The 24,827-nt window shown below is 35.1% G+C and carries 19 protein-coding genes; 7 read left to right on the top strand and 12 right to left on the bottom strand.

What is annotated here, in order from left to right; translation table 11 throughout:
* Positions 1 to 48: 48 nt before the first annotated feature.
* The 4 genes from rpsA to porQ form a co-directional block, all read right to left on the bottom strand.
* On the bottom strand, positions 49 to 1,824 hold the full coding sequence (rpsA, locus tag L1S34_RS07375) for a 30S ribosomal protein S1 (RefSeq protein WP_210790290.1): 1,776 nt from the start codon (positions 1,822 to 1,824) through the stop codon (positions 49 to 51).
* 389 nt (positions 1,825 to 2,213) lie between these two features.
* On the bottom strand, positions 2,214 to 3,476 hold the full coding sequence (locus L1S34_RS07370) for a nucleoside permease (RefSeq protein WP_236363470.1): 1,263 nt from the start codon (positions 3,474 to 3,476) through the stop codon (positions 2,214 to 2,216).
* A 67-nt stretch (positions 3,477 to 3,543) separates the two neighbouring features.
* Entirely contained in the window at positions 3,544 to 4,239 is a 696-nt protein-coding gene (gene cmk / locus L1S34_RS07365; protein ID WP_236363469.1) for a (d)CMP kinase, read from the bottom strand.
* 33 nt (positions 4,240 to 4,272) lie between these two features.
* Positions 4,273 to 5,295: a type IX secretion system protein PorQ gene (porQ, locus tag L1S34_RS07360; RefSeq protein ID WP_236363468.1), complete on the bottom strand. Its 1,023-nt coding sequence runs from the start codon at positions 5,293 to 5,295 to the stop codon at positions 4,273 to 4,275.
* A gap of 182 nt (positions 5,296 to 5,477) precedes the next feature.
* On the opposite strand from porQ, the gene L1S34_RS07355 reads away from it, so the two are divergent.
* A complete protein-coding gene (locus tag L1S34_RS07355) occupies positions 5,478 to 6,284 on the top strand; it encodes an alpha/beta hydrolase (RefSeq protein WP_236363467.1) in 807 nt (268 codons plus the stop codon).
* A 91-nt stretch (positions 6,285 to 6,375) separates the two neighbouring features.
* Here L1S34_RS07355 and lon read toward each other — a convergent pair whose 3' ends face one another.
* Positions 6,376 to 8,826 (bottom strand): endopeptidase La, encoded by a 2,451-nt coding sequence (lon, locus tag L1S34_RS07350; protein WP_236363466.1) that lies wholly within the window; start codon positions 8,824 to 8,826, stop codon positions 6,376 to 6,378.
* Between the two features lie 286 nt (positions 8,827 to 9,112).
* On the opposite strand from lon, the gene L1S34_RS07345 reads away from it, so the two are divergent.
* The 4 genes from L1S34_RS07345 to L1S34_RS07330 are packed head-to-tail and all read left to right on the top strand — an operon-like array spanning position 9,113 to position 11,992.
* Complete coding sequence (locus L1S34_RS07345) at positions 9,113 to 9,667, top strand: RNA polymerase sigma factor (protein WP_166138940.1); 555 nt, start codon at positions 9,113 to 9,115, stop codon at positions 9,665 to 9,667.
* Complete coding sequence (locus L1S34_RS07340) at positions 9,664 to 10,200, top strand: anti-sigma factor (protein ID WP_236363465.1); 537 nt, start codon at positions 9,664 to 9,666, stop codon at positions 10,198 to 10,200. The genes L1S34_RS07345 and L1S34_RS07340 overlap by 4 nt, the downstream gene beginning before the upstream one ends.
* The gene (locus L1S34_RS07335) at positions 10,184 to 11,245 is read left to right on the top strand and encodes a hypothetical protein (protein ID WP_236363464.1); all 1,062 of its coding nucleotides are present in this window, start codon (positions 10,184 to 10,186) and stop codon (positions 11,243 to 11,245) included. The genes L1S34_RS07340 and L1S34_RS07335 overlap by 17 nt, the downstream gene beginning before the upstream one ends.
* Before the next feature lie 12 nt (positions 11,246 to 11,257).
* Positions 11,258 to 11,992, top strand: a complete 735-nt coding sequence (locus L1S34_RS07330) for a head GIN domain-containing protein (protein WP_236363463.1) — start codon at positions 11,258 to 11,260, stop codon at positions 11,990 to 11,992.
* A gap of 32 nt (positions 11,993 to 12,024) precedes the next feature.
* Here the strand turns inward: L1S34_RS07330 and L1S34_RS07325 are convergent, their stop codons facing one another.
* The 6 genes from L1S34_RS07325 to L1S34_RS07300 form a co-directional block, all read right to left on the bottom strand.
* On the bottom strand, positions 12,025 to 13,353 hold the full coding sequence (locus L1S34_RS07325; protein ID WP_236363462.1) for an MFS transporter: 1,329 nt from the start codon (positions 13,351 to 13,353) through the stop codon (positions 12,025 to 12,027).
* A gap of 168 nt (positions 13,354 to 13,521) precedes the next feature.
* Entirely contained in the window at positions 13,522 to 14,334 is an 813-nt protein-coding gene (locus tag L1S34_RS07320) for a M48 family metallopeptidase (RefSeq protein ID WP_236363461.1), read from the bottom strand.
* A gap of 89 nt (positions 14,335 to 14,423) precedes the next feature.
* Positions 14,424 to 16,820 carry a glycoside hydrolase family 31 protein gene (locus L1S34_RS07315; protein ID WP_236363460.1) on the bottom strand — a complete coding sequence of 799 codons (2,397 nt, stop codon included), beginning with the start codon at positions 16,818 to 16,820 and terminating at the stop codon, positions 14,424 to 14,426.
* Between the two features lie 74 nt (positions 16,821 to 16,894).
* Positions 16,895 to 18,802 carry a 1,4-alpha-glucan branching protein GlgB gene (glgB, locus tag L1S34_RS07310; protein ID WP_236363459.1) on the bottom strand — a complete coding sequence of 636 codons (1,908 nt, stop codon included), beginning with the start codon at positions 18,800 to 18,802 and terminating at the stop codon, positions 16,895 to 16,897.
* A gap of 59 nt (positions 18,803 to 18,861) precedes the next feature.
* The gene (locus L1S34_RS07305) at positions 18,862 to 20,142 is read right to left on the bottom strand and encodes a glucose-1-phosphate adenylyltransferase (protein ID WP_236363458.1); all 1,281 of its coding nucleotides are present in this window, start codon (positions 20,140 to 20,142) and stop codon (positions 18,862 to 18,864) included.
* Positions 20,132 to 21,559 (bottom strand): glycogen synthase, encoded by a 1,428-nt coding sequence (locus L1S34_RS07300; RefSeq protein WP_236363457.1) that lies wholly within the window; start codon positions 21,557 to 21,559, stop codon positions 20,132 to 20,134. The genes L1S34_RS07305 and L1S34_RS07300 overlap by 11 nt, the downstream gene beginning before the upstream one ends.
* 185 nt (positions 21,560 to 21,744) lie before the next feature.
* Between L1S34_RS07300 and L1S34_RS07295 the strand changes: the two genes are divergently transcribed.
* Positions 21,745 to 22,620: an alpha/beta fold hydrolase gene (locus L1S34_RS07295; RefSeq protein WP_236363456.1), complete on the top strand. Its 876-nt coding sequence runs from the start codon at positions 21,745 to 21,747 to the stop codon at positions 22,618 to 22,620.
* A 10-nt stretch (positions 22,621 to 22,630) separates the two neighbouring features.
* Positions 22,631 to 23,020, top strand: a complete 390-nt coding sequence (gene msrB, locus L1S34_RS07290) for a peptide-methionine (R)-S-oxide reductase MsrB (RefSeq protein ID WP_236363455.1) — start codon at positions 22,631 to 22,633, stop codon at positions 23,018 to 23,020.
* Positions 23,021 to 23,086: 66 nt separating this feature from the next.
* Here the strand turns inward: msrB and L1S34_RS07285 are convergent, their stop codons facing one another.
* Positions 23,087 to 24,712, bottom strand: a complete 1,626-nt coding sequence (locus L1S34_RS07285) for an amidase (RefSeq protein WP_236363454.1) — start codon at positions 24,710 to 24,712, stop codon at positions 23,087 to 23,089.
* Positions 24,713 to 24,827: the final 115 nt, after the last annotated feature.

The following is a 24,827-nucleotide window of genomic DNA, read 5'->3' as shown; positions in this document are numbered from 1 at the left end:
AAAGTCCCACATTGCTGTGGGACTTTCTATATTCAAAAAATCAAAAAATTATTTTTTCTCTGATTTTTCCATTTTAGCTTTCAATGCAGCTAACATATCATTGTTATCTCCTAAAGTTGCAGCTGGTGCATTAGTAGATGAACCTGAATTGTTTTCTGAAGCTGATTTCACATTTTTCTCTTCTTCTTCACGGAAGATAGCAGTGTGAGATGCAACTACTCTTTTGAATTCTTTGTTGAATTCGATTACTTTGAAATCAGCAGTATCGCCTTTTTTCAATTTCTTTCCGTCTTCTTTTTCAAGGTGACGAGTTGGAATGAAAGCAACGATATCATCTCCGAATTCTACAGTAGCTCCTTTGTCAACGATTTCAGAAATTTCACCATTGTGGATAGTTCCTACAGCGAATGAATCTTCATACTGATCCCAAGGATTAGCAGTAGTTTGTTTGTGACCTAAAGATAATTTACGTCCATCAACATCCAACTCTAATACTACAACGTCAAGTTTTTCACCAACGTTTACGAATTCAGATGGGTGTTTGATTTTCTTAGTCCAAGATAAGTCAGAGATGTAGATTAATCCATCAATTCCTTCTTCAAGTTCTACGAAAATTCCAAAGTTTGTAAAGTTTCTAACGATACCTGTGTGCTTAGAACCTACTGGGTATTTAGCAGTGATATCAGTCCAAGGATCTTGAGACAATTGTTTGATACCTAATGACATTTTACGGTCATCTCTATCTAAAGTTAAGATAACAGCTTCAACAACATCACCAACTTTTACGAAATCTTGAGCTGAACGCAAGTGCGTAGACCAAGACATTTCAGAAACGTGGATTAAACCTTCAACACCTTCAGCAACTTCGATAAATGCACCGTAATCAGCGATTACAACTACTTTACCGTTTACTTTATCACCAATTTTTAAATCAGCATTTAAAGCATCCCATGGGTGAGCGTTTAATTGTTTCAATCCTAATTGAATTCTTGTTTTCTCATCATCGAAATCAAGGATTACAACGTTCAATTTTTGATCTAATTCAAGAACTTCAGATGGGTGGTTGATTCTAGACCAAGAAAGGTCAGTAATGTGAATCAATCCATCAACTCCACCTAAGTCAATAAACACACCATAAGAAGTAATGTTTTTAACAACACCTTCTAAAACTTGTCCTTTTTGTAATTGACCAATGATTTCTTTTTTCTGGATTTCAATATCCGCTTCAATAAGCGCTTTGTGCGATACAACTACGTTTTTAAATTCGTGGTTAATTTTCACAACTTTGAACTCCATCATTTTGTTTACGTATACATCGTAATCTCTAATTGGCTTAACATCAATTTGAGATCCAGGTAAGAACGCTTCAATTCCGAAAACGTCAACGATCATACCACCTTTAGTTCTGCATTTAACAAAACCATTAACGATTTCACCTGTTTCGTTAGCCGAAATAACTCTATCCCAAGATTTGATAGTACGTGCTTTACGGTGAGATAATACTAACTGACCTGTTTTATCCTCACGGATGTCAATTAATACCTCAACAGTATCACCTACTTTTAATGCTGGGTTGTAACGGAATTCATTCAATGAAATTACACCTTCAGATTTAGCGTTGATATCAACGATAACGTCTCTATCTGTAATTCTTACAACTGTTCCTTCTACAACTTCCTCTTGATCAGTTGCAATAAAAGTTTTAGAAACTAATTCCTCAAACTCTAATAAGTTTTTTTCATCAACAGCATCAATACCTTCTTCGAAATTGTGCCAGTTAAAATTTGCTAAAAACTCTTCTTGTGATTTTACTTGTTCAGACATGCTGATTAAAAATTTGTATTCTGTATTTTCTTGAGTTTCTTAATGTGATAGAAAACAGCAGAAGTTGTTTGTATAAATGATTGAACCCCAAAGGAAACTCTTATTCACCTTAAGGACTGCAAAAGTAATACATTAATTTTGATTACCAAAATTTTAAACTCTAGATAATCAATTGATAATTAGGAGCAGAAGATACAGTCTTTTTCAAGAAGCCCGTTCCCGCTTTTCGCTGTATCTTTTATATGGCTTCTAGTTCGCTGCGGCGAACTAGAAGCCATATAAAAGGATGCCGCTTCACTCGGGGCTACGAAGGGAATTAGGGCATTTTTGGAATAAAAAAACCCGATACAAAATGGTATCGGGTAATTCTTTAATTGAGAAATTATAAATTAATGACTAACATTTTCAAAATCATTCGGATTATGCTTATACTTAAACATAATTGCAAAAGCTATAGCAATAACAAAGGCGTAAGCAGCAAAAGAAAACCAAACTTGAGGCCACTCAACTTTATTACTTACAGTGAAATAACTCACAGTTCTACCTGCTAACTCACCGCCCAAAATTGCTCCAATACCGTTTGTCATCAACATAAACAAGCCTTGAGCACTAGATCTTATCTTACTATCTGTTTCTTTCTCTACAAATAAAGACCCTGAAATATTGAAGAAATCAAAAGCCATTCCGTAAACAATCATTGACAAAATTAAGAATACAACTCCCGAACCAGGATTACCTATGCCAAAAAAGGCAAATCTTAAAACCCAAGCTATCATACTAAAAATCATAACTTGCTTTATTCCAAACCTCTTTAAAAAAAATGGTATTGTTAGAATAAATAAAGTTTCTGAAATTTGAGACAGTGAAATAATTAAGACCGAATGATCAACACCGAAAGTCCCTTTGTATTGAGGATCGGAACCAAAATCTCGAATAAATGTATCTCCAAACATATTTGTAATCTGCAAAGCAGCGCCTAGAAGCATTGCAAAAACAAAAAATATTGCCATTTTCTTTTGTTTAAAAAGAACAAAACTGTCTAAACCAAATTTACTTGTTAACGATTGATTACTATTTTTATTTTCCGCAGGTACATTTGGTAAAGTAAAACAGAATAAACCTGTAATAATCATTGCAACAGATGCAAATACAAATTGATTTGTATCCGACTTCCAATCCGTCAAATCTGTAATCCACATTGCAAGTATAAAACCAACAGTTCCCCAAACACGTATTGGTGTAAATGTTTTCTGCACATCAAAATTATATTTATTAAGCACAGCATAACTAACCGAATTATTTAACGCAATTGTAGGCATATAGAAGCAACTAGTTGCAAAAATAACCCAATACATTTCTGTCGAATTTGATGCTTTAGTTGCGAAAAATATAGCAATCCCTGCTATAATATGAGCAATTCCCAAAACTTTTTGCGCACTAAAATATTTGTCTGCAATAATACCTAGTAATGGCGGCATAAATAAACTAGCCCATCCCATTGAGCCATATGTTCTGCCGATTGACAAACCAATACTTCCTCCTTCAATTGGTCCAAAAACTTGTCCCATGTAACCTCCTAAAGATATCAACCAAATTCCCCAAACGAAAAATTGAAAGAAATTCATTATGGTTAGTCGTAATTTTATATTCATGATATAAATTGTATTTAAAAAATTTACAAGGCGTAAATCTACCATTAAAAATGATATCTGCAAATAATTATATCGTTTTAGTGATTTCGTTTACCATTTCTAAAACTTGAGCAAATTGTTCCTCACGACTCAAATGTGAATTGTCAATTTCAATTGCATCTTCTGCCATCACTAAAGGCGAATCTTCTCGATGGGTATCTATGTAATCTCGTTCTTCTACATTTTTGAGTACTTCATCATATGTTACCGCATCACCTTTGGCTACTAACTCATCATATCGCCTTTGTGCTCTAGTACTAGCGCTTGCCGTCATGAATATTTTAAGCTCGGCATCAGGAAATACCACAGTGCCAATGTCTCGTCCATCCATAACAATTGCCTTGTTCTTGCCCATTTCTTTTTGTTGTTCCACTAATTTAGCTCGAACTTGAGAAACCTCAGCAACTTTGCTCACAAAACGCGATACTTCAATGGTTCGAATTTCGGTTTCAACATTGACATCGTTCAAAAAAACCTCTGCAAATCCTAACTCCGCATTAAATTCAAAATGCAGTCTAATTGCAGGCAAACTTGCAATTAAAGTGGTACTATCAAAAGCATCTGCATTGATATACCCTTGCTTCATAGCAAAAAAAGTTACGGCACGATACATTGCTCCTGTGTCTACATAAATATATCCTAAATGTTTTGCTAATTGTTTTGCTAGCGTACTTTTTCCCGTTGATGAAAATCCATCTATGGCAATGGTAATTTTTTTTGTCAAAATATAAAATTTAAAGTATTTGAAATGAATAAACTATTCTTGAAAATTTATGGTTAGCCCAAAGAGACTCGTGTTTCCAGCAAGCGTATATCTGGAATAGGAATAATTGAACTTAAGTTTGTTTAATTTGAGTCCAAAACCGAATGAAAGTCCAGAAAAATTACGTTGTTCTTGAATACGTAATTCCTCGGCTCGTCTAAAATTGTATCCCAAACGCAAATTGAATCCTCTTTTTGGGAACAACTCTACTCCTGCAATTACATGCCTCAAAGCATTATTTACAAAAGATACTTTTTCAGGAGTTGCTGTTCCATTAAAAGATTGTTCTGATCGTGCTGGATTAGCAAAAGCAATATTCCATTGTTGTAAATTCTCTAATGTTAAATGCCATCGAATAGGTACATTTTCTAACTCTTGCGAAACTCCTACTAAAACCTCCAAGGGTAACTTTTCTCGAACACCATTGTAAGTTGAAAATTGAGTCCCTAGATTTCGTATGACCAACGCCCAATTGACATCGTTCCGTTCATCAATATATAAAGCCCCAATGTCTAATGCTCCTCCAAAAGAATGATAGGTTTCTAGACTAGACGAAATCAACTTGGCACTAGCACCAATATGCAAATCTGTATAAGGAATATTGTACGCATACCCCATAGACAAGGCTACTTCGCTTCCTGAAAAGGCAGCTGTGGCTTGACCATTTTCGTCATAGCCCTCAAAACTACCATAATTGATATAATTTACACCCGCTTGAAACGTTTGCAGGTGTCTGTCATAGGTGTACGCATAAGAAGCGGTCCCGTACGTAAGCGCTCCATAGTAATTTCCGTAATTCAGTGCTAAATGATTGTCCATCTCTGCATTGATTGTGGCCGGATTAAAATGAGCTTGATTCACATCATCGTCATATATAGTCAACACTTTTCCTCCTAAAGCCGCTTGTCTTGGAGAGGCAACGAGATTTAAAAATTGATATATTGTTTTACCGCCTATCTGACCGTTTGATGCGGTACCGTAGAGTAACAAACTGAATATCAATATTTTTTTAAACATGTTGCAAAAGCGCCAAAAGTATAAAATGATAACGCCAGTGCGAAGATATTATTTTTTAGAAAAAGAAAAGTTTAAAAAGGGACAATTCAGTCCTTAAAATCAACAGTTCAGTATAAAACCTTTTTGAAACGTTTGGTTTACTCCTAGTTTTGACAAAGAATTAAAACCTAAAACTAAAAACCATGAAAAATTTACTTTTTACAACGCTACTATTTTTATGTATGTATAATGTTCAAGCTCAAATGGACGATAAATTTTATTATCCAAAAAAAGCAAAAACCATCACAATAGATTCTTTACAATTCAAAGAGCACAATTATTACATTGAAAAAGATACTATCAATAGTGTGGTATTATCACCAAAACAAAAACAACCCAAGGCAACTATACTTTATTTTCATGGTGCCGCTGGTAATTGTATGAGTTATGTACCTTTTGTAAAGCCTTTGGTTAAAAATGGCTACGAAGTAATTATGTTTGACATGAGAGGCTACGGAAAATCAACCGGCAAACCCACTCACCTCAACATTGCAGCAGATGCTCAAATTATTTTTAATGAAATTCTTAAAAATACCGACTTTAAAAACAAAAAAATTATCATTTACGGCGCATCAATGGGAACACAAGTTGCGGTTAATTTAACCAAAAACAATCAAGATAAAATAAGTGGATTAATTGTAGACGGCGTTATAAGCTCCTTTACAGAAATAGCGGTAAGTAAAACTCCCGAAGCGCAACATCAAATGATTCGTACCTATTTAACTTCGCCTTATTCTGCTGCAGAAGATATCAAAAGCATACAATCAGTGCCTGTTTTGTTTATTCATTCTAAAACCGACAAAGATGTTCCTTTCAGCCAATGTGAAACGGTTTACAACAACAGCAAATCAAAAAAACAACTTTGGATTTACGAAGGCGATCACCTACAAGCGCCAAAACTTTATCCTTCTATTTTGGTACAAAAAACAAATGCGCTCTTGAAGTTGTAGAATAAAATATGTATCGATGAAAAAATCCAAATTCAACAAGCTTTTTACTAGCTGTCGAATTTGGATTTTAAACTTTTAAATGAAAACGTTTTTACAACGTCTTGGCATTTTTAACTTTCTGATCGGTCAAAGCAAACTCAAGAACTTCGCTCATTTCCTTCACGTAATGAAATGTCAATCCTTGCAAATATTCTGGCTTAATCTCGTCAATATCGTTTTTGTTTTCGTGACACAAAATGATTTCTTTGATATTAGCTCTTTTGCCAGCCAAAATCTTTTCTTTGATTCCGCCTACAGGCAATACTTTTCCACGTAGTGTAATTTCGCCTGTCATTGCTAAATTTTTCTTCACTCTTTTTTGAGTAAATAAAGATACTAACGAGGTTAACATTGCGATACCCGCACTTGGTCCGTCCTTAGGTGTTGCGCCTTCTGGTACGTGCAAGTGAATGTTGTATTTGGACAAAATTTCCGACTCTAACCCTAATAATTTCGTATTGGCTTTGATGTATTCTAACGCTATTGTAGCCGATTCTTTCATCACCGTACCTAAGTTCCCTGTGATGGTCATGCTCCCTTTTCCAGGAGAAAGTAACGATTCAATAAACAAAATATCACCACCAACCGAAGTCCAAGCTAGCCCTGTCACAACACCCGCCACTTCATTGTTTTCGTATTTATCTCTCTCTAAACGTGCCACGCCAAGAGTTTTTACCAAATCTTCATCGGTAACTTTTTTATTGTACTCCTCTTCCATTGCCACTGATTTCGCAGCATTACGAATCACCTGCGCAATTTTACCTTCGAGACCACGAACACCTGATTCTCTGGTATAGCCTTCCACAATTTTTTCTAATTGCTTTTTGCCTATCGTCAAGTCTTTCGATGTTAATCCGTGTTCTTTTAACTGTCTTGGGAATAAATGCTGGCGCGCAATTTCTACCTTTTCTTCAATGGTATATCCTGACATTTTTATGATTTCCATACGGTCGCGCAATGCGGGCTGAATTGCTGCCATATTATTTGAAGTGGCAATAAACATGACTTTTGAAAGATCATAACCCATTTCTAGGAAATTATCATAAAAAGAATTGTTTTGCTCTGGGTCTAATACCTCCAGCAAAGCCGAAGATGGATCACCTTGATGACTGTTTGACAATTTATCAATTTCATCTAAAACAAAAACTGGATTTGATGTACCTGCTTTTTTCAAACTTTGAATGATTCGACCTGGCATAGCGCCAATATAGGTTTTTCGGTGTCCACGAATTTCAGATTCATCACGCAAACCACCCAATGAAATACGCACGTATTCTCTACCCAACGCTTCTGCAATGGAACGACCAATTGAGGTTTTACCCACACCCGGAGGTCCTGTTAAGCAAATAATTGGAGACTTCATATCATTTCGCAATTTTAAAACTGCCAAATGTTCAATCATCCTTTTCTTAACGTCTTCCAATCCAAAATGATCGCGATCTAATATTTTTTGTGCTCTTTTTAAATCGAAATTATCCTTTGAAAATTCATTCCAAGGCAAATCTAAAAACAACTCCAAATAATTACGCTGAATACCAAAATCAGGTGCTTGCGGATTCATACGACGCATTTTTGAAAGTTCTTTTTCAAAATGCTTTTTGGTTTTATCATCCCATTTTTTCTTGAGTGACTTTTGAAGCATTTCGTCCATTTCTTCTTCTTGCGAAACGCCACCCAATTCCTCTTGAATAGTTTTTATTTGCTGGTGCAAAAAGTACTCACGTTGCTGCTGATCTAAATCAAAACGTACTTTAGATTGAATATCGTTTTTCAACTCGAGTTTTTGCAACTCAATATTCATATAACGAAGTGTTTCTAAAGCCCTGCCTTTTAACTCATTGATAGCCAACAAATCTTGTTTTTCTTGAACTAACAAGTTCATGTTCGATGTCACAAAATTGATTAAAAACGACTGACTTTCAATGTTTTTAATTGCAAATGTAGCTTCGCTAGGAATACTCGGGCTTTCTTTAATAATTTGAATGGCCAACTCTTTCATTGAGTCTAAAATGGCTACAAATTCTGTATCATTTTTAGCCGGACGTTCTTCGGGAACTTCTTTGATTTGAGCAGTCATGTAGGGCAACTCTTCAACGATATCTTCAATTTCGAATCGCTTTTTACCTTGCAAAATCACGGTTACATTGCCATCAGGCATTTTTAAAACACGTAAAATTCGGGCAACAGTACCTATTTTATGAATGTCATTTTTAGTAGGATCTTCATCTTCTTCATTGATTTGAGCCACAACACCAATCGTTTTTCCAGCAGCATTAGCATCGTTGATCAGTTTGATAGATTTGTCACGACCCGCAGTAATTGGAATAACAACACCAGGAAACAAAACCATGTTGCGCAATGGCAAAATGGCTAACAATTCCGGTAAAGCTTCGTTATTCATTTCCTCTTCGTCTTCGGGAGTTAAAAGTGGAATTAAATCTGCATCAGAATCAAATTCTTGAAGTGACAGATTGTCAATAGTAAGTATTTTATGATTTGACATATTATTATTTAAGTCTTTTTGTCATTAATTTTTATAAAAGCGACACCAATTTGAGTTCTACACTTTTAAATATTGCTTGAAATCAAAGCAAAGACCTTCAAATTAGAATGTCTCTTTACGGTTCAATCACTATGCCAAAAGAACGTATCTTTCGGTTACAAAAAAAGCATCAATGCTATTTTAATCCATTTTAAAATACAAAGTAAAGTCAATTACAATATTTTTTTTACAAAAGTGTAACAATACCAAATTTTCAAAGTCTCTTTAAATAACTAGCTTAAATTATTTGAATTCAAAAGAAAACCATATCGACGACTTGATTGCAAGTTGCAAACAAAACAATCAAAAAGCACAATTCGAAATTTACAATCGATATGCTAAGGCTATGTATAATGTAGCGCACCGCATTGTAAAGGACAGTCATTATGCCGAAGATGTGATGCAAGAAAGTTTCTTGAAAGCTTTTACTAAAATTGACGATTACAAACAAGAAGTGGCTTTTGGTGCTTGGCTTAAAAGAATAGTTGTCAATCGAAGTATTGATTTTTTAAAGAAAAACAATGTTTTCAAAACAGAAGATTTTGAGAATACCATTTTCAAACTGGAAGATCAAACTGAAAATTGTGTCGACATAGCCGAATTTAAAGAGCTAAAAGTAAAACAAATTATAGACTGTATTGGAACACTCAAATACAATTACCAAGTGGTATTGAGCTTACATTTTATTGAAGGTTATGACCAAGAAGAAATTAGCGAAATCCTAAATATCAGCTATGCCAATGTAAGAACCACATTGAGTAGAGCAAAAGAAAATTTACGAAAAAAACTGGAGGAATTATGAAAAAGGAAAATGAAAATTGGAATGAATTATTTGAAACTTGGCAAGACGAATGGGATGTAAAATCATTGCCAGAAGGTCACGAAAACAGATTTAAAAATAAATTAAAACAAAAAAAATCGTTTAAAAAGTACTTGATTCCGTTAAGTATTGCTGCTTCACTAGTGCTACTCATGACAATCACACTTTTTAATAAAGCAGCACCGCCAGCGCCAAACTTGCATTTTGCATCTCAAGAAACCAAGCAAACCGATTCGATTTTTACAGTAATCATCAAAAAAGAATTGGATAAACTAAATGAAAAAGAATCGCCAGAAAACAAAAAAATAATTGCCGATGCTTTACAGCAAATGAAAGTTCTTGATGCGGATTATGAAAAAATAATTTTAGAACTCGAGAAAAATGGCGAAAGCAAACCGATTTTACAGGCTATGATTGCCAATTTACAAACCCGAATTTCATTTTTGCAAACGGTGCTACAGCACATTGAAGAAAACGAACGAAAAATAAACATACCCGATGAAAAAACAATGTAAACTACTTCTCCTACTGCTTTTTCTTCCATTTTTAGCGCAAGCGAATTCAGATGATTTTGCACATAGCAAGCAAAAAAATATTAAAAAAGCGTACTACGTAAACGCTGATGCCACGGTAGCAATTGACAATTCCTACGGAAATATAAGCGTAACAACTTGGAACCAAGATATCATCGAAATTGATGTTTTAATAAAAGTAAGTGGAGATAATGAAAAATATGTAAACCAGCGAATTGACAATATTTCAGTTGCTATCACAGCCTTAAAAAATCTGGTAAGCGCCAAAACTATTCTTGAAAACACTTCCTACAGTGGAAAAAGTAAAAACAACAACTTTGAAATCAATTACACCATTAAAATTCCAAATAAAGGAGGCGTTAAATTAGTAAACAAATATGGCTCTATACTGGTTGCAGATATCAATGCTGATGCCAATATCACCTGCAAATACGGAAAAGTGACTATGGGAAAAGTGGCAGGAAATAGTGAATATAATTTAGAGTATTGTTCTAATTCTAGCATGAGTTCATTGCGCACTGGAACAATACAGGCCAAATATTCGAGTATAAAAATCGCCGAAGTTGGCAAACTCGATTTAAACGCTGATTATACTGATTTAGAAATCACCAACGCTGACATGATCAGATACGATTGCACGTACGGCAAAATCAAATTTGATGCGGTTCAAATTCTTGAAGCCACAGGAAATTATTTAACCATCCGTCTTGGCGAAGTGTCCAACGCCTTAAAACTAGCTACACAATATAGTTCATTAACCGTTCAAAACCTTTCTGCCAAAGCCAAAAATGTAAGTATTAAAGGCGATTACACTGGAATTAATTTAGGATATCACCCTAATTACGCGTTTGACTTTGATGTCAATTTAAAATATGCTAATTTTAAATATTCATCTGATTTAGAAATAGATAACAAAGAAGAAGTTTCAAATAATAAACGCTACGAAGGGTTTCATAAAAAGCGAGGACAAAACACAATGACAATTACATCCGGATACGGAAATGTTTCTTTAACACAAAACCAATAAACAACAATAACTATGAAAAAGACAAAACTATTAGCACTTACTTTTGCCATTTTAGCCACTTCTTTTGTGCAAGCGCAATGGTCTAGCAAAGGAAAAATAACAGGAAATGGCAACGTAATTACCCAACAAAAAACTACTGCAAGTTATGATGGAATTGCTGTAACAGGCTTTTTTGATGTGGTTTTAGTCGAAGGAAAAGAGGGCAACATCACCATAAAAGGCGAAGAAAATTTACTAGAATACATCAATATTTCAGTTGAAAATAATCAATTGAAGATTGCATCTGAAAAAAACAAATACATCAGCCCTAGTAAAGGAAAAGAAATTATAATCACAGTTCCTTTTGAGTCTATTTCAAAGGTGGCAATGACTGGATCAGGAGATGTTACTACAAAAAATCCTATAGAATCAAAATCTTTTCAGGTTCAATTAACGGGTTCTGGTGATATGAATTTAGATGTGCGTGCTACCAATGTTGATGTAACTTTAACTGGGTCTGGAGATATTAATTTAAGCGGTTCTTCTGCTGAAATCACCACCGTATTAAGTGGTTCAGGTGATATAGATACCAGTAAGCTGAAAGCACAAACTGCCGATGCAACCGTGTCGGGCTCTGGAGATACTACCGTTTATTGCTCCGAAATGATTCGCGCGCGCGTTTCAGGATCGGGTGATATTCAATACAAAGGCGACCCAAAGAAAAAAGACACTAAAGTAAATGGCTCTGGCTCAATTTCTAAAGCCTAAAAAAGCATTATTTAAAATTATAGAAAGGTGCTTTAGTTATCTAAAGCACCTTTTTTTGGCACTTTATTTAACAAAACAATCGCCGTTAGAAAAAACAACGCCAATATTACAATAGCTGTTCTAGGACTTCCGGTCACTTGATCTACAACACCATAAACAATCATTCCAATTACAATTCCTATTTTCTCAGCTACGTCATAAAAACTAAAAAATGAAGCTGTGTCTTCTGTCTCCGGCAACAATTTAGAGTACGTGCTGCGTGATAAAGACTGAATTCCACCCATTACCAATCCAATACAACCTGCCATGATATAAAATTCTTTAGGTTGTGTAATGAAATAAGCCAATGCACATAAAACCAACCAAATGCTATTGATTGCAATTAGAGTTGGAATATTACCAAAACGACTTGAAGCTTTTGAGGTTAAGAAAGCTCCCAAAACAGCAACTAATTGAATCAATAAAATACATATTATTAGCCCAATGGTTCCCTCCTCTTTTGTTCTCCATTCTATTTCTTGTGCACCAAAATAGGTGGCTACCAACATCACCGTTTGAACAGCCATACTTGACACGAAAAAACTACGCAAGTAGCGCAACAGCGGAATATTTTGTTTCAGTAACTGCCAAACTTTTTTTAATTCTTTGAAGCCGTTAAAAACAACTGCTTTACTGATTTTTTGATTTTTAACAGCATTCCCTTTCGGTAAAAAGTAATACGAATACTGACTGAATAAAACCCACCAAACACCCACCATCACAAAGGAGTAACGCATGGCTTTCATGGCTGCCTCGCCATCGGTTCCAGTAATGCCAAACAATTTTGGCTTCATGATCATTCCAAGATTGATGACTAATAAAATAACACTTCCTACATAGCCCATAGAATATCCTTTGGCACTAATGCTATCCTGCTGCTCCAGAAAAGCAATATCTGGTAAATACGAATTGTAAAACACCAAACTGCCCCAATAACCAATCAAACCCAAGAAATAAAATAATAAACCAGTGTAAATAGAGTCCAACTCAAACCAATACAATCCCACACACGAGAGTGCACCCATGTAACAGAAGAATTTCATAAACGACTTTTTATCGCCTAAATAATCGGCTATTCCTGAAAGTAAAGGAGATAAAAACGACACAACCAAAAAAGCAAATGCAGTAACGAAACTAATTAATGCCGAGTTTTTTAAATGTAAACCAAATACATCTATATAATGATCACGCTCTGCAAAAAGTGCTTCATAAAAAATTGGAAATACCGCCGAAGCAATCGTTAGGGTATACACAGAGTTTGCCCAGTCGTAAAATGCCCATGCATTTAATAATTTCTTACTTCCTTTTTCAAGCTGTACCATAGAATTTTATTTACTGCACGAATTTATTTCTTTTTCACGTAACTCAAGCTTATTGCTGTAAAAATTTATCTAAAGATAACTTATGTATTTTAGCAAAGTACTTCAGGATACAAACGAAAAAAGGCTAACTGCACTTAGTTAGCCTTTCATATTTCCTAAAAAAAATGATTATTTCAAGATTCCAACTTTTGCTGCAATAGCTTTAGCCTCTGGAATAAAAGCTTGCAAATTAGCTATACGAGTTGCATCAGATGGGTGCGTACTCATAAATTCTGGCGGTGCTTGGCCACCAGATTTTGCTGACATACGTTGCCAAAATGCTATTGATTGCTCTGGGTTGTATCCTGCAATAGCCATCAATGTCAAGCCAATTTTATCCGCTTCCGTTTCGTGGTTACGGCTAAATGGTAACATGACTCCAAATTGTGAACCTAATCCATAAGCCTGACCTATGATCTGCTGCGTTTTTTCACTTTTACCAGATACTCCTACAGCTATTACTTGACCAATAACCTCTTGAGCTTGTGCCGTACTCATACGTTGCGCACCATGATCAGCCAAAGCATGAGATACTTCATGTCCCATTACGGTTGCTAATCCTGCATCATCTTTTGTAATTGGTAAAATACCTGAATATACCACAATTTTACCACCAGGCATACACCAAGCATTAACCTCTTTGCTATCTACTAGTTTATATTCCCACTGATAATCTTTTAAATACTGTCCTTGCCCCAAATAGGTTAAGTATTTTTCTGCTGCTGCTTTGATTCGGAAACCAATCGCTTCCACTTTTCTTGATTCAGCCGTACCCGTAATTACTTTATTTTCTTTCAAAAAAGTCCCGTATTGTTGAAATGAAGATGGGAACAATTGGCTATTCGGAACAAAATTAAAATTCTTTTTTCCTGTTATCGGATTGGTTGAGCAAGCTACTACAAGTGCAACAACTGCTATTCCTGCTATTAGATTTTTTTTCATGATATTTGGTTTTGATTGATTACAAAAATACAATTATTATCCACGCTCAATTTATACAATTAACAAAAAAAGTAACATCATTTTGGGCTTTAACCTTTGATATGTAAAACTGAAAAACCTTTTTCTACAAACAAAAATCCATTTTGAATGTAGATATCTGTCTCTAATGAAACAGCCACTGTATCAATTTCGATAGAACGAATTACAAAAGGCAAACCAATTAAATTTATTTTATAGTTCTTGTACAAAGTTTCAAATTTCCCCTCTTTATGTTGCTGAATCATAAGTTCATTTTCTTTACCTGTTAATTGAAAAGAAAGTAAACTGAACCTGCCTTTTTTGTAATCGTAGCCGTCTTGTGCATCTTCGTAAACTACTGATTTTTCTTTTCCATTTTTGAAATAAACATCTAAAGTCAGTTCTTCAAAAGTCAGTTCGCCAACATATTGTTGTACTGGATATTTTGGAATAATAGCACCTGCTTTCACAAAAAGTGGAATCTGATCAAAATCAGTATCAATCCAAAGTTCTTTTCCGCCCGTCATTGGTAAATTATTCCAGTAATTATACCACTGCCCACGCGGAATGTACAATCTTCGACCCAAAGCATTAGGTTCAAGTATAGGGCAAACCATTATTTGATTACCAAAAATAAATTCGTCGTTACGGTAATGAGTTTGAATATCTTCTTGGTCAAAATAAACCAACGGTTTTAACATCGGAATTCCTTCTTTGATGTACTGCCAAAACATGGTATACAAATAGGGAAGCAATTGGTAGCGAAGATTGACAAATTTTCGAGTAATATTGAGAACTTCTTCATCAAATGCCCAAGGTTCTTGATGCCCATGATCACCCGAAGAATGCGTTCTACAAAATGGATGAAAGACGCCCAACTGAATCCAACGCGCATACAACTCTCCCGAAGGTTGTTCTGCAAAACCACCAATATCAGAGCCGGTGAAGCCCATTCCCGAAAGTGATAAACGTTGCACTTGAATATTAGCTAACCACAAATGCTCCCATGTGGCCACATTGTCACCTGTCCAAGATGAAGTGTAGCGTTGCGCTCCTGCAAAAGCTGATCTAGTAATTACAAAAGGTCTTTTAGGATAGGCGTATCTTTTGACACCATGGTAAGTAGCACGCGCCATCTGCGTTCCGTAAATATTATGCGCTTTTCGATGGCTGCAAGGGTTTCCGTCATAATCGTGACGCACATCCATAGGAAATGTTTTGTTTGGCACTTCCATAACAGCAGGTTCATTCATGTCATTCCAAACTCCTTTTACCCCAATATCTGAAACTAGCTCTTTGAATAAAGTTGCCCACCATTCGCGCACCACAGGATTGGTGAAATCAGGAAAATTACATTCGCCAGGCCATACTTTTCCTTTCATATAAGGACCATCGGCTCTTTTGCAAAAATAATCTTTGGCTAAAGCTTCTTGGTAAATGGCATATTCTTTATCGATTTTTATGCCGGGATCAATAATTACGATTGTTTTAAAACCATCTTCGGCCAACTCTGCAACCATACGTTTTGGATCCGGAAAATGCGACTTGTTCCAGGTAAAACACCTGAAACCATCCATATAATCAATATCTAAATAAATCGCATCACACGGAATTTTTAGCTCTCTAAAAGTCGCCGCAATCTCCTTAACATTGATCTCTGGAAAATAACTCCACTTACACTGATGATAACCCAAAGCCCACAAAGGCGGTAGTTCAGGCTTGCCAGTTAAATCGGTGTAAGTAGTGACCACATCCTGCATTTGAGGACCATAGATAAAGTAATAATTCATTTCGCCACCTTCGGCCCAAAAACTAGTTACGTTGCGACGCTCATGGCAAAAATCAAAAAAAGTACGGAATGTATTGTCAAAGAAAATTCCGTACGATTGCTTGTTGTGTAAGCCAATATAAAAAGGAACTACTTTATACAAAGGCTCTTGATCTTTTTGGTAAGCGTACTGATCGGTGGCAAAATTTTCGAGTCGTTTTCCCTTCAAATTCATCTGAGTAGCTTTGTCACCTAAGCCATAAAAACATTCTCCATCTCTAGAAGTTTTACTCATTTTGACAATATTTCCGCCATATTCGTAACTCTCTTCCCAATGAAAACCGAGCTCATCTTCAAGAATTACGTGATTGTTTTTGTCTAAAATAGAAACTCGCAAATCAGCTTTTTGAATAATACAATTCACTTTGCTCGTAGTAATACAATAAGCTTGCTCTAGTTCATTAAATTCTAAAAAATTATATCCATGGGTATGACTTTTATCAATTGCATACGAAAAATCAGTACTAAAATATCCTTTTGTGGTATATCGAAATCGAATTAAACTATCACGGAGCACCGTAATTTTTAAGATAACATTATTCTCAGAATGAAAATAAAAAGAATCAACGTTTTGCTCTACTAAAACAATTCTTGAGGGATAGGTATCTCCTTTGTACTCTAACGAAGTATTTGTAATCATGATTTGTGGTATTTTGACTGAACCTAGTAAATCGAAAAGCCACTTAAGGTAAATTAAATGGCTTTGGATTTTATTTAAACAATTTTAAAAATAACTACACTTAAAGGCGGAAGTGTAATTGCAACCGAGTAATCTCTGCCATCATATGGAATGGCTTCAATAATTAATTTTGAGGTATTCGAAACGCCACTGCCCGCGTATTGCGTGGCATCACTATTAAATATTTCTTGAAGTTTACCTGTAAGTGGCATACCTATTTTATAATCCTGACGAACAACTTGGGTAAAATTGCAAACTACAATTACATCCTTATTGGAATTTTTTCCTTTTCTAATAAAGGATAAAACTGCATTTTGATGATCAGAATAATTGATCCACTCAAAACCACCACCCGCAAATTGTTTTTCATGAAGGGCTGTTTCCTTTTTGTACAAAGCATTCAAATCGGTAATGAGTTTTTTAATTCCCAAATGATTAGGTTGCTCGAGCAAATGCCAATCTAAGCTAGCTTCAAAATTCCACTCTTTTTCTTGCGCAAATTCGTTACCCATAAAAAGCAATTTGGCTCCCGGATGCGCAAACATGTAACCGTATAACAATCTGAGGTTTGCAAATCGTTGCCAATCATCGCCGGGCATTCTGCCTAAAATAGATTTTTTTCCGTAAACTACTTCGTCGTGAGACAAGGGCAACATAAAATTCTCAGAAAAAGCATAAGTCATCGAAAAAGTCAAATCATTTTGATGGTATTTTCGATAAACAGTTTCTTTTTTGAAATAATCTAAAGTGTCGTGCATCCAGCCCATCATCCATTTCATTCCAAAACCCAAACCACCAATCGATGTTGGTCGAGATACCATTGGAAAAGAAGTGCTTTCTTCGGCTATCGTTTGCACGCCTTCATAATTAGCATAAACAGCTTCATTAAATTCTTTTAAAAAACTGATCGTTTCTAGATTTTCTCTTCCGCCATAAATATTCGGCTCCCATTCACCATCATTTCTTGAATAATCTAAATATAACATTGAAGCTACAGCATCAACTCGCAACGCATCAACGTGATAGTGATCTAACCAAAACAAGGCATTACTTATCAAAAAGGAACGTACTTCGTTTCGTCCGTAATTAAAGACTAAACTTTTCCAATCAGGGTGATAACCTTTTCTTCTGTCAGGATGTTCAAAAAGATTTGATCCATCAAAAAAACCGAGACCATGCGCATCATCCGGAAAATGTGATGGAACCCAATCTAGAATTACTCCAATTTCGGCTTTATGCAATTCATTGACCAATTGCATGAATTCTTGTGGATTACCAAAGCGCGAAGTTGGTGCAAAATACCCAACCAATTGATACCCCCATGAAGGATCGTACGGATACTCCATAATGGGCATAAATTCAACATGAGTAAAACCCGTTTCCTTTACATACTGAACCAAATCCTGAGCTAATTCTCCGTAGGATAAAAAGCGATTGCCATCTATATGACGTTTCCAAGAGCCTAGATGTACCTCATAAACTGAGTAAGGTTTATCTAAATTATTGTGTTTTGGTCTGTTTTTTATCCAATTACTATCGTTCCATTTGTGTTCTAAATCCCAAACAATAGATGCCGTTCTAGGTGGATGTTCACAATAAAAAGCAAAAGGATCAGCTTTTTCTGCCACAACGTTTCCATTATTTGATTCTATAAAATATTTGTACGCAGTTCCCTTTTGCACTCCAGGTATAAAGCCTTCCCAAATACCTGATGAGTCCCAGCGTACGGATAGAGCGTGTTCTCGTTTATTCCAGAAATTAAAATCTCCTATCACTGAAACTTGGCGTGCTGATGGTGCCCACACGGCAAAATAAACACCGTCCACACCATCGATTGTTGTGAGGTGTGCTCCTAATTTTTCATAAAGCCGAAAATGTTTGCCTGCTTTAAATAAATCAATATCAAAATCGGTAAAAAGAGAATGTGTGATAACTGTACTCATAAGAGGTGGATGTGCTGCTAACTAATTGTAAGTAAAAACTTTTTTTTTGCGTTAAAGATTTATCTAATCTCATAATTATCTGGGATTGTAACTCCTTTTTTAACTACAACAATTCCATCTTTAATGGCGTACAATTCATTTGAAAAATCAGCTAAGTGAGCGCCGCCACTGATATGAACATCATTCCCTATGCGGCAATTTTTGTCAATTAAAGCATTTTTCAAGAAACATCTTTCTCCAATTCCAACCAATTGGCGTCCGTTATTAACATCGGCGGTCATTTCATCAATATTTTGATAAAAATCATTACCCATAACATAACAATTCTCAATTACTGTTCCTTCCCCAACACGAGAACGAATCCCTATAACAGAATTCATAATTTCCTTGGCATTTAAAATGCAACCTTCAGAAATCAGCGAACGATCAACCATGGTTTTTTGAAATTTTGAAGGCGGTAACAAACGAGGTCTGGTAAAAATTTTATTATCGTTGTCGAATAAATTGAACTTAGGTAAATCTTCGGTTAAACCGATGTTTGCCTCAAAAAACGAATCAATATTTCCAATGTCAGTCCAATATCCTTCATACTGATAGCTTAATATTTTTTTGTTACCAACGGCTTGCGGAATTATTTCTTTACCAAAATCCTTGGTTTCTTTATTAGCCATGATATCAATAAGCAATTGACGATTGAAAATATAAATTCCCATCGATGCTAGGTAGTTTTTACCTTCTGATTTCATTTGGTCACTTACATCAGATTCCCAATCTGGTAATAATTCTTTCGCTGGTTTTTCAATAAACGATTCAATTTCACTAGCGCTATTAGTTTTTAAAATCCCAAATTCTGGGGCATCTTTGGCATTTACTGGCAAGGTTGCAATAGAAATGTCTGCCTCGTTTTTGATATGTTCTTCAACCATATCATTAAAATCCATTTGATACAATTGATCTCCTGAAAGTATCAATGCATAATCAAAATCATGATTTAAAAAATGAGGCATACACTGTCTTACCGCATCAGCAGTACCTTGAAACCAAGTGGGGTTATCTGGAGTTTGCTCGGCGGCCAAAATATCAACAAAAGCATGACTAAAAATACTGAAATTATAGGTGTTTTTTATGTGCGCATTAAGCGAAGCTGAGTTGAACTGAGTTAAAACGAACATTCTATAAATATCTGAATTCATACAATTAGAAATCGGAATATCTACTAAACGATACTTTCCACCGATGGGAACAGCAGGTTTAGAACGTGTTTCAGTAAGGGGGAACAATCGGGAACCTTGTCCTCCACCCAAAATAATGGCAATTACATTTTTCTTTTTAGCTTTCATTATGTGATATAATTAGGTTGTACATTTCTATATATTCTTGACAAACTCGCTCCCAAGAATGATCGGTTTGCATGGCTTTCTTTATTAATTGATTCAAATGCTTTTTGCCCTGAAATAAGTCTACCGCACGACCAATTGAGTAAACTACATCATCTACCGATGCTTGGTCATGACAAATACCATTACCATCATCTCCAAAATCAATTACAGTGTCCCGCAAACCACCTGTTCGACGAACAATTGGAATGGTTCCGTATCTTAAGGCATACATTTGGTTTAAACCGCATGGCTCCACTCTCGATGGCATCAAAATAAAGTCAGAACCAGCATAAATCAAATGTGCTAATTCCTCATTATAACCGATAAAAGTGTTATAGTTACCCTCAAATTCAGTTAAAAGTCCATTTAATTGTTGTTCAATAACTGCATTGCCTGAACCTAAAATTAAGATATTAATAGATTTGTAATGTGCATTCAACGATCGTAATGCAGCTTCAGGTAGTAAGTCTCCGCCTTTTTCGTCAAAAAGTCTGCCTATAAAACTGAATAATGGCTTTTCGGGATCGAGATTAAAAAGGGAACATAATTTATTTTTATTTTCTTGCTTTCCTTTCTGAACAGTAGTCAAAGAATAATTTTTTGCCAGCATTACATCCTTAGCAGGATCCCAAACCTCAATATCTATTCCGTTCAAAATACCACGAGATTTATATCTGACAGAGTTAAAAAGCGACTCCAAACCGTTAGCAAAATAATTTATTTCATTTAGGTAACTCGGAGAAACAGTCGTTACACCGCCTGCGCATTTGACTGCCACAGCTAATGAATTGATACAATTGTCCCACTCTAAAAGTTTTACATGTTCTAAATCAAAAGGAGGTAAATAATACAATTTATCAAATCCAAATTGCCCCTGATATAGCCCATTATGGATGGTAATTAGGGTAGATATTGACCGTAATTTGGCATATTTATGACAATACAAGGTCATAAAAGGAATTAATCCTGTATGATGATCGTGACAGTTGAGTACATCTGGAATTTCTGCTCGACCTAAAACCCAATCGAGAGTAGCTATTTGAAAAGACAAAAAACGCTCTATATCATCTTGATAACCATAAACCTGTTTTCGATCAAATAATTCAGGAATCTCAATTAGGTAAAGTTCAAAACCTAATTTATCATCTATTTGTTTGAGGACACTAAACGGAAAATTAAAATGTCCTAAAGTGACATTGCCCCAATGCACACATTCAAACTGATTTTCAATTCTAAATTTAGTATCATAACACGGCATTACAACCCTAACTTGATGACCCGCATTACATTGATATTTCGGTAAGGCACCCACGACGTCCGCTAAACCACCTACTTTTGCAACGGGATAACATTCGGCACTGATATGAAAAATTTCCATCGTGATAAAATCGATTTGAATTATTAAATAATTTCATTTTGAAAGTATCAATTTTTAAAAGATGGTTAAACAAAACAACTTTATAATTTTGTCTTTTCAACTACAACTTAAAAATACTACTTTTATGTTTTTCTAAATTTAGTAAAAAAATACCAAAAACTCGACCGACTTGAAAATTTAATAAAATGACAAAAAAAAGTTCTCCTGCTACTGAATCATTGAAAATTCCTAAAATTATAGTGGTCCCAACTAAATTAATCTCTTTATTATCTGAGAGATTGACAGTACTTTTAATTGCGAAAATTTTTACTACACCAGTAAAACACAAAATTCCTAAAAGAGAATTTCAAATGCTTCAGAAAAGCACTAAAAAAAAGCTTTACATTCCTGCTTTAAATCAAGATATTCAACTTTATGAAAACGGTACATTCAATAAAAAAATCTTAATAGTTCATGGTTGGTCAGGTAGAGGGACACAATTGTTTAAAATATCAGATACTCTTCTTGCCGAAGGCTATTCGACTATTAGTTTTGACGCCCCAGCTCACGGCGCTTCCGCAGGAAACTCAAGTTTAATGGGAGATTTCATTGAATCTATACTTGAAATTGATAACACTATGGGACCTTTTGATGCCATTATTGGGCACTCATTAGGAGGTATGGCTGTACTTAATGCTATGAAACAAGGATTAAAAGTAAAATGTGCTGTCGCTATTGGCAGCGGTGACATCATCGAAGAAGTGATAGAAAACTTTGTCAAAAAACTAGGTTTAAATTCAAAATATGTGCCTTTACTAATAGGTCATTTTGAAAAAAAACTAGGTACAAAAATGAGTGAGCATGCCGCTTTCAGAGCCGCAAGCACAATTACAGTTCCTGTTTTGGTTCTGCACGATAAACATGATCCAGAAGTTCCTGTAACAACTGCACACCATATTTATAAGCATTTAAACAAGGGCGAAATAGAACTTACAGAAAATTTAGGACATCGAAAAATACTGGGAAATGCTGCAGTAATCTCTAAAATTGTTACATTTATAAAAAGTCAAGAGCTCAACTAAAAAGACAGTTATGAAATATCCAATAATAAAATCCGATCAAGAATGGAAAGAACAGCTTGGTGAAGATCGTTTTCGCATTCTACGTTTAAAAGGCACTGAATATCCTCATACAGGGACTTATAACTTACACTTCGAAAAAGGAACTTACACCTGTGGAGCTTGTCATGAGCCTTTATTTGAAAGTGATTCGAAATTTGATGCACATTGTGGTTGGCCTTCATTTGATGAATCGATTCCCGGAAAAGTACAATACATAGAAGATTCTTCACACGGCATGAAACGCATAGAGATTCTGTGTGCTAATTGTGGAAGCCATTTAGGACATGTTTTTAATGACGGCCCTACAAAAACAGGTCAAAGATATTGCGTCAATTCTTTATCCATAGATTTTAAAGAATAAAAAAATCGTTGGAATTGCAGTTCTAATAAAAAAGGGTACCTCAATACCCTTTTTTTTATTTGTGAGTTATTCTAAAAATGACTTTTTAAAAGATGGCTTAACGCGTTTCTTGGTAGCTTGCTCAAATGCAAATCCTAACCCAATTAATTTACCCTCTTGATATGGTGTACTAAAAAAAGACAAACCAACAGGTAAATCGTAAACTTGTCCACAAGGAACCGTAATATGCGGAAAACCAGTAACAGCGGCTGGCGATGTTAACGAATAACTTCCCCATTTATCTCCATAAATAGTATCAATACTACATGAAGGTCCCATCGTTATACCACAAATTGCATCTAGTTTATTACTTTCAAAAACAGATTTTAAAAAAGATTTATTTTGAGTATTGCTGATTGATAAAGCTTCTGTATATTTCTCATCGGACAGAGATCCTTTTTCTTCGGAACTTTCTAATGTTTCTTGTTTGAAATATGGCATTGCATCTTTTTCATTGGTTTTATTAAACGCTATGACATCTTCTAAATTTTTAACTTTTCCATTAGCAGAGGCTAAGTATTTATTGACTCCATCTTTAAATTCATACTGCAGTACTTCAAATTCTGATTGCCCTGTAGCATTAATTTTATCTATATAATCTATCTCTACAACTGTAGCACCCTGTTTTTTCAAGATCTTAATGGCATCATTCAACAAAGTATTAATAGCAGTATTCGTACCTTGAGGCTTCTTCTCAATACCTATTCTTTTACCCTTAAGTGCATTAATATCTAAAAACTGAGTATAATCTTTTTCTATTTTTCCTTTGCTTTCACTTGTAATGGTATCCAAAGGATCACTACCTGTAATTGCAGAAAGCAGTATAGCGGCATCTTCAACAGTTCTTGCCATCGGACCTGCGGTATCTTGAGTTGCAGAAATTGGAATGATACCACTTCTACTCACAAGCCCAACAGTAGGTTTAATCCCAACAATACCGTTTACAGATGAAGGACATACAATAGAGCCATCTGTTTCAGTACCAATAGCTACAACACATAAATTTGCTGAAACTGCCGAACCAGAGCCAGCACTTGAACCACAAGGATTACGATCTAAAAAATAAGGATTTTTAGTTTGACCACCTCTACTGCTCCATCCACTACTAGATTGAGTGGAACGGAAATTTGCCCATTCACTTAAATTAGTTTTACCAATTATAACAGCGCCAGCTTCTCGTAATTTACTTACTATAAAAGCATCTTTTTGGGAAATATTCCCGGCAAGCGCTAAAGCTCCTGCTGTGGTTTGCATTTTATCAGCAGTATCTATATTATCTTTTATCAATACTGGTATTCCATGCAATGCCCCTCGCTTTTTTCCATTTTTCAATTCAGCATCCATTGCTTTAGCAATTTCTAAAGCATCAGGATTGACCTCAATAACAGAATTTAATTTTGCACCATTTTTATCAATTGCTTCAATTCTTTTTAAATAAAGAGCAACTAATTTTTCTGAACTATAAGTACCATCTTCGATTTTCTTTTGCAAACTAGAAATAGTTTCTTCATCCAATTCAAAATCAATCTCAAAGTCGGAACCGTCGTTATCTTTTGTAACATTTTTTGCACCATCAGAGCAACTTGAAAGCAGAAGTGTACTTAGTCCGGCTGAAGCTAAGGTAGCAGTTGTTAAGAAGGATCTTCTTTTCATTGTGGTTAGTTATTTTATGTTAGTTTTAATTTTTTACTAATATACTGCTAATTGTAAATAAATTTTAGACATTTTTATATATTCCTAAAGAATCATCCTCTAACACTATCTAAAC

It is taken from the genome of Flavobacterium sp. K77, from assembly GCF_021608205.1.
In the GTDB taxonomy this organism is placed as follows: Bacteria; Bacteroidota; Bacteroidia; order Flavobacteriales; family Flavobacteriaceae; genus Flavobacterium; species Flavobacterium turcicum.
The sequence above is the reverse complement of the archived record's forward strand: the minus strand, read 5'-3'. Positions and strand labels throughout refer to the sequence as shown.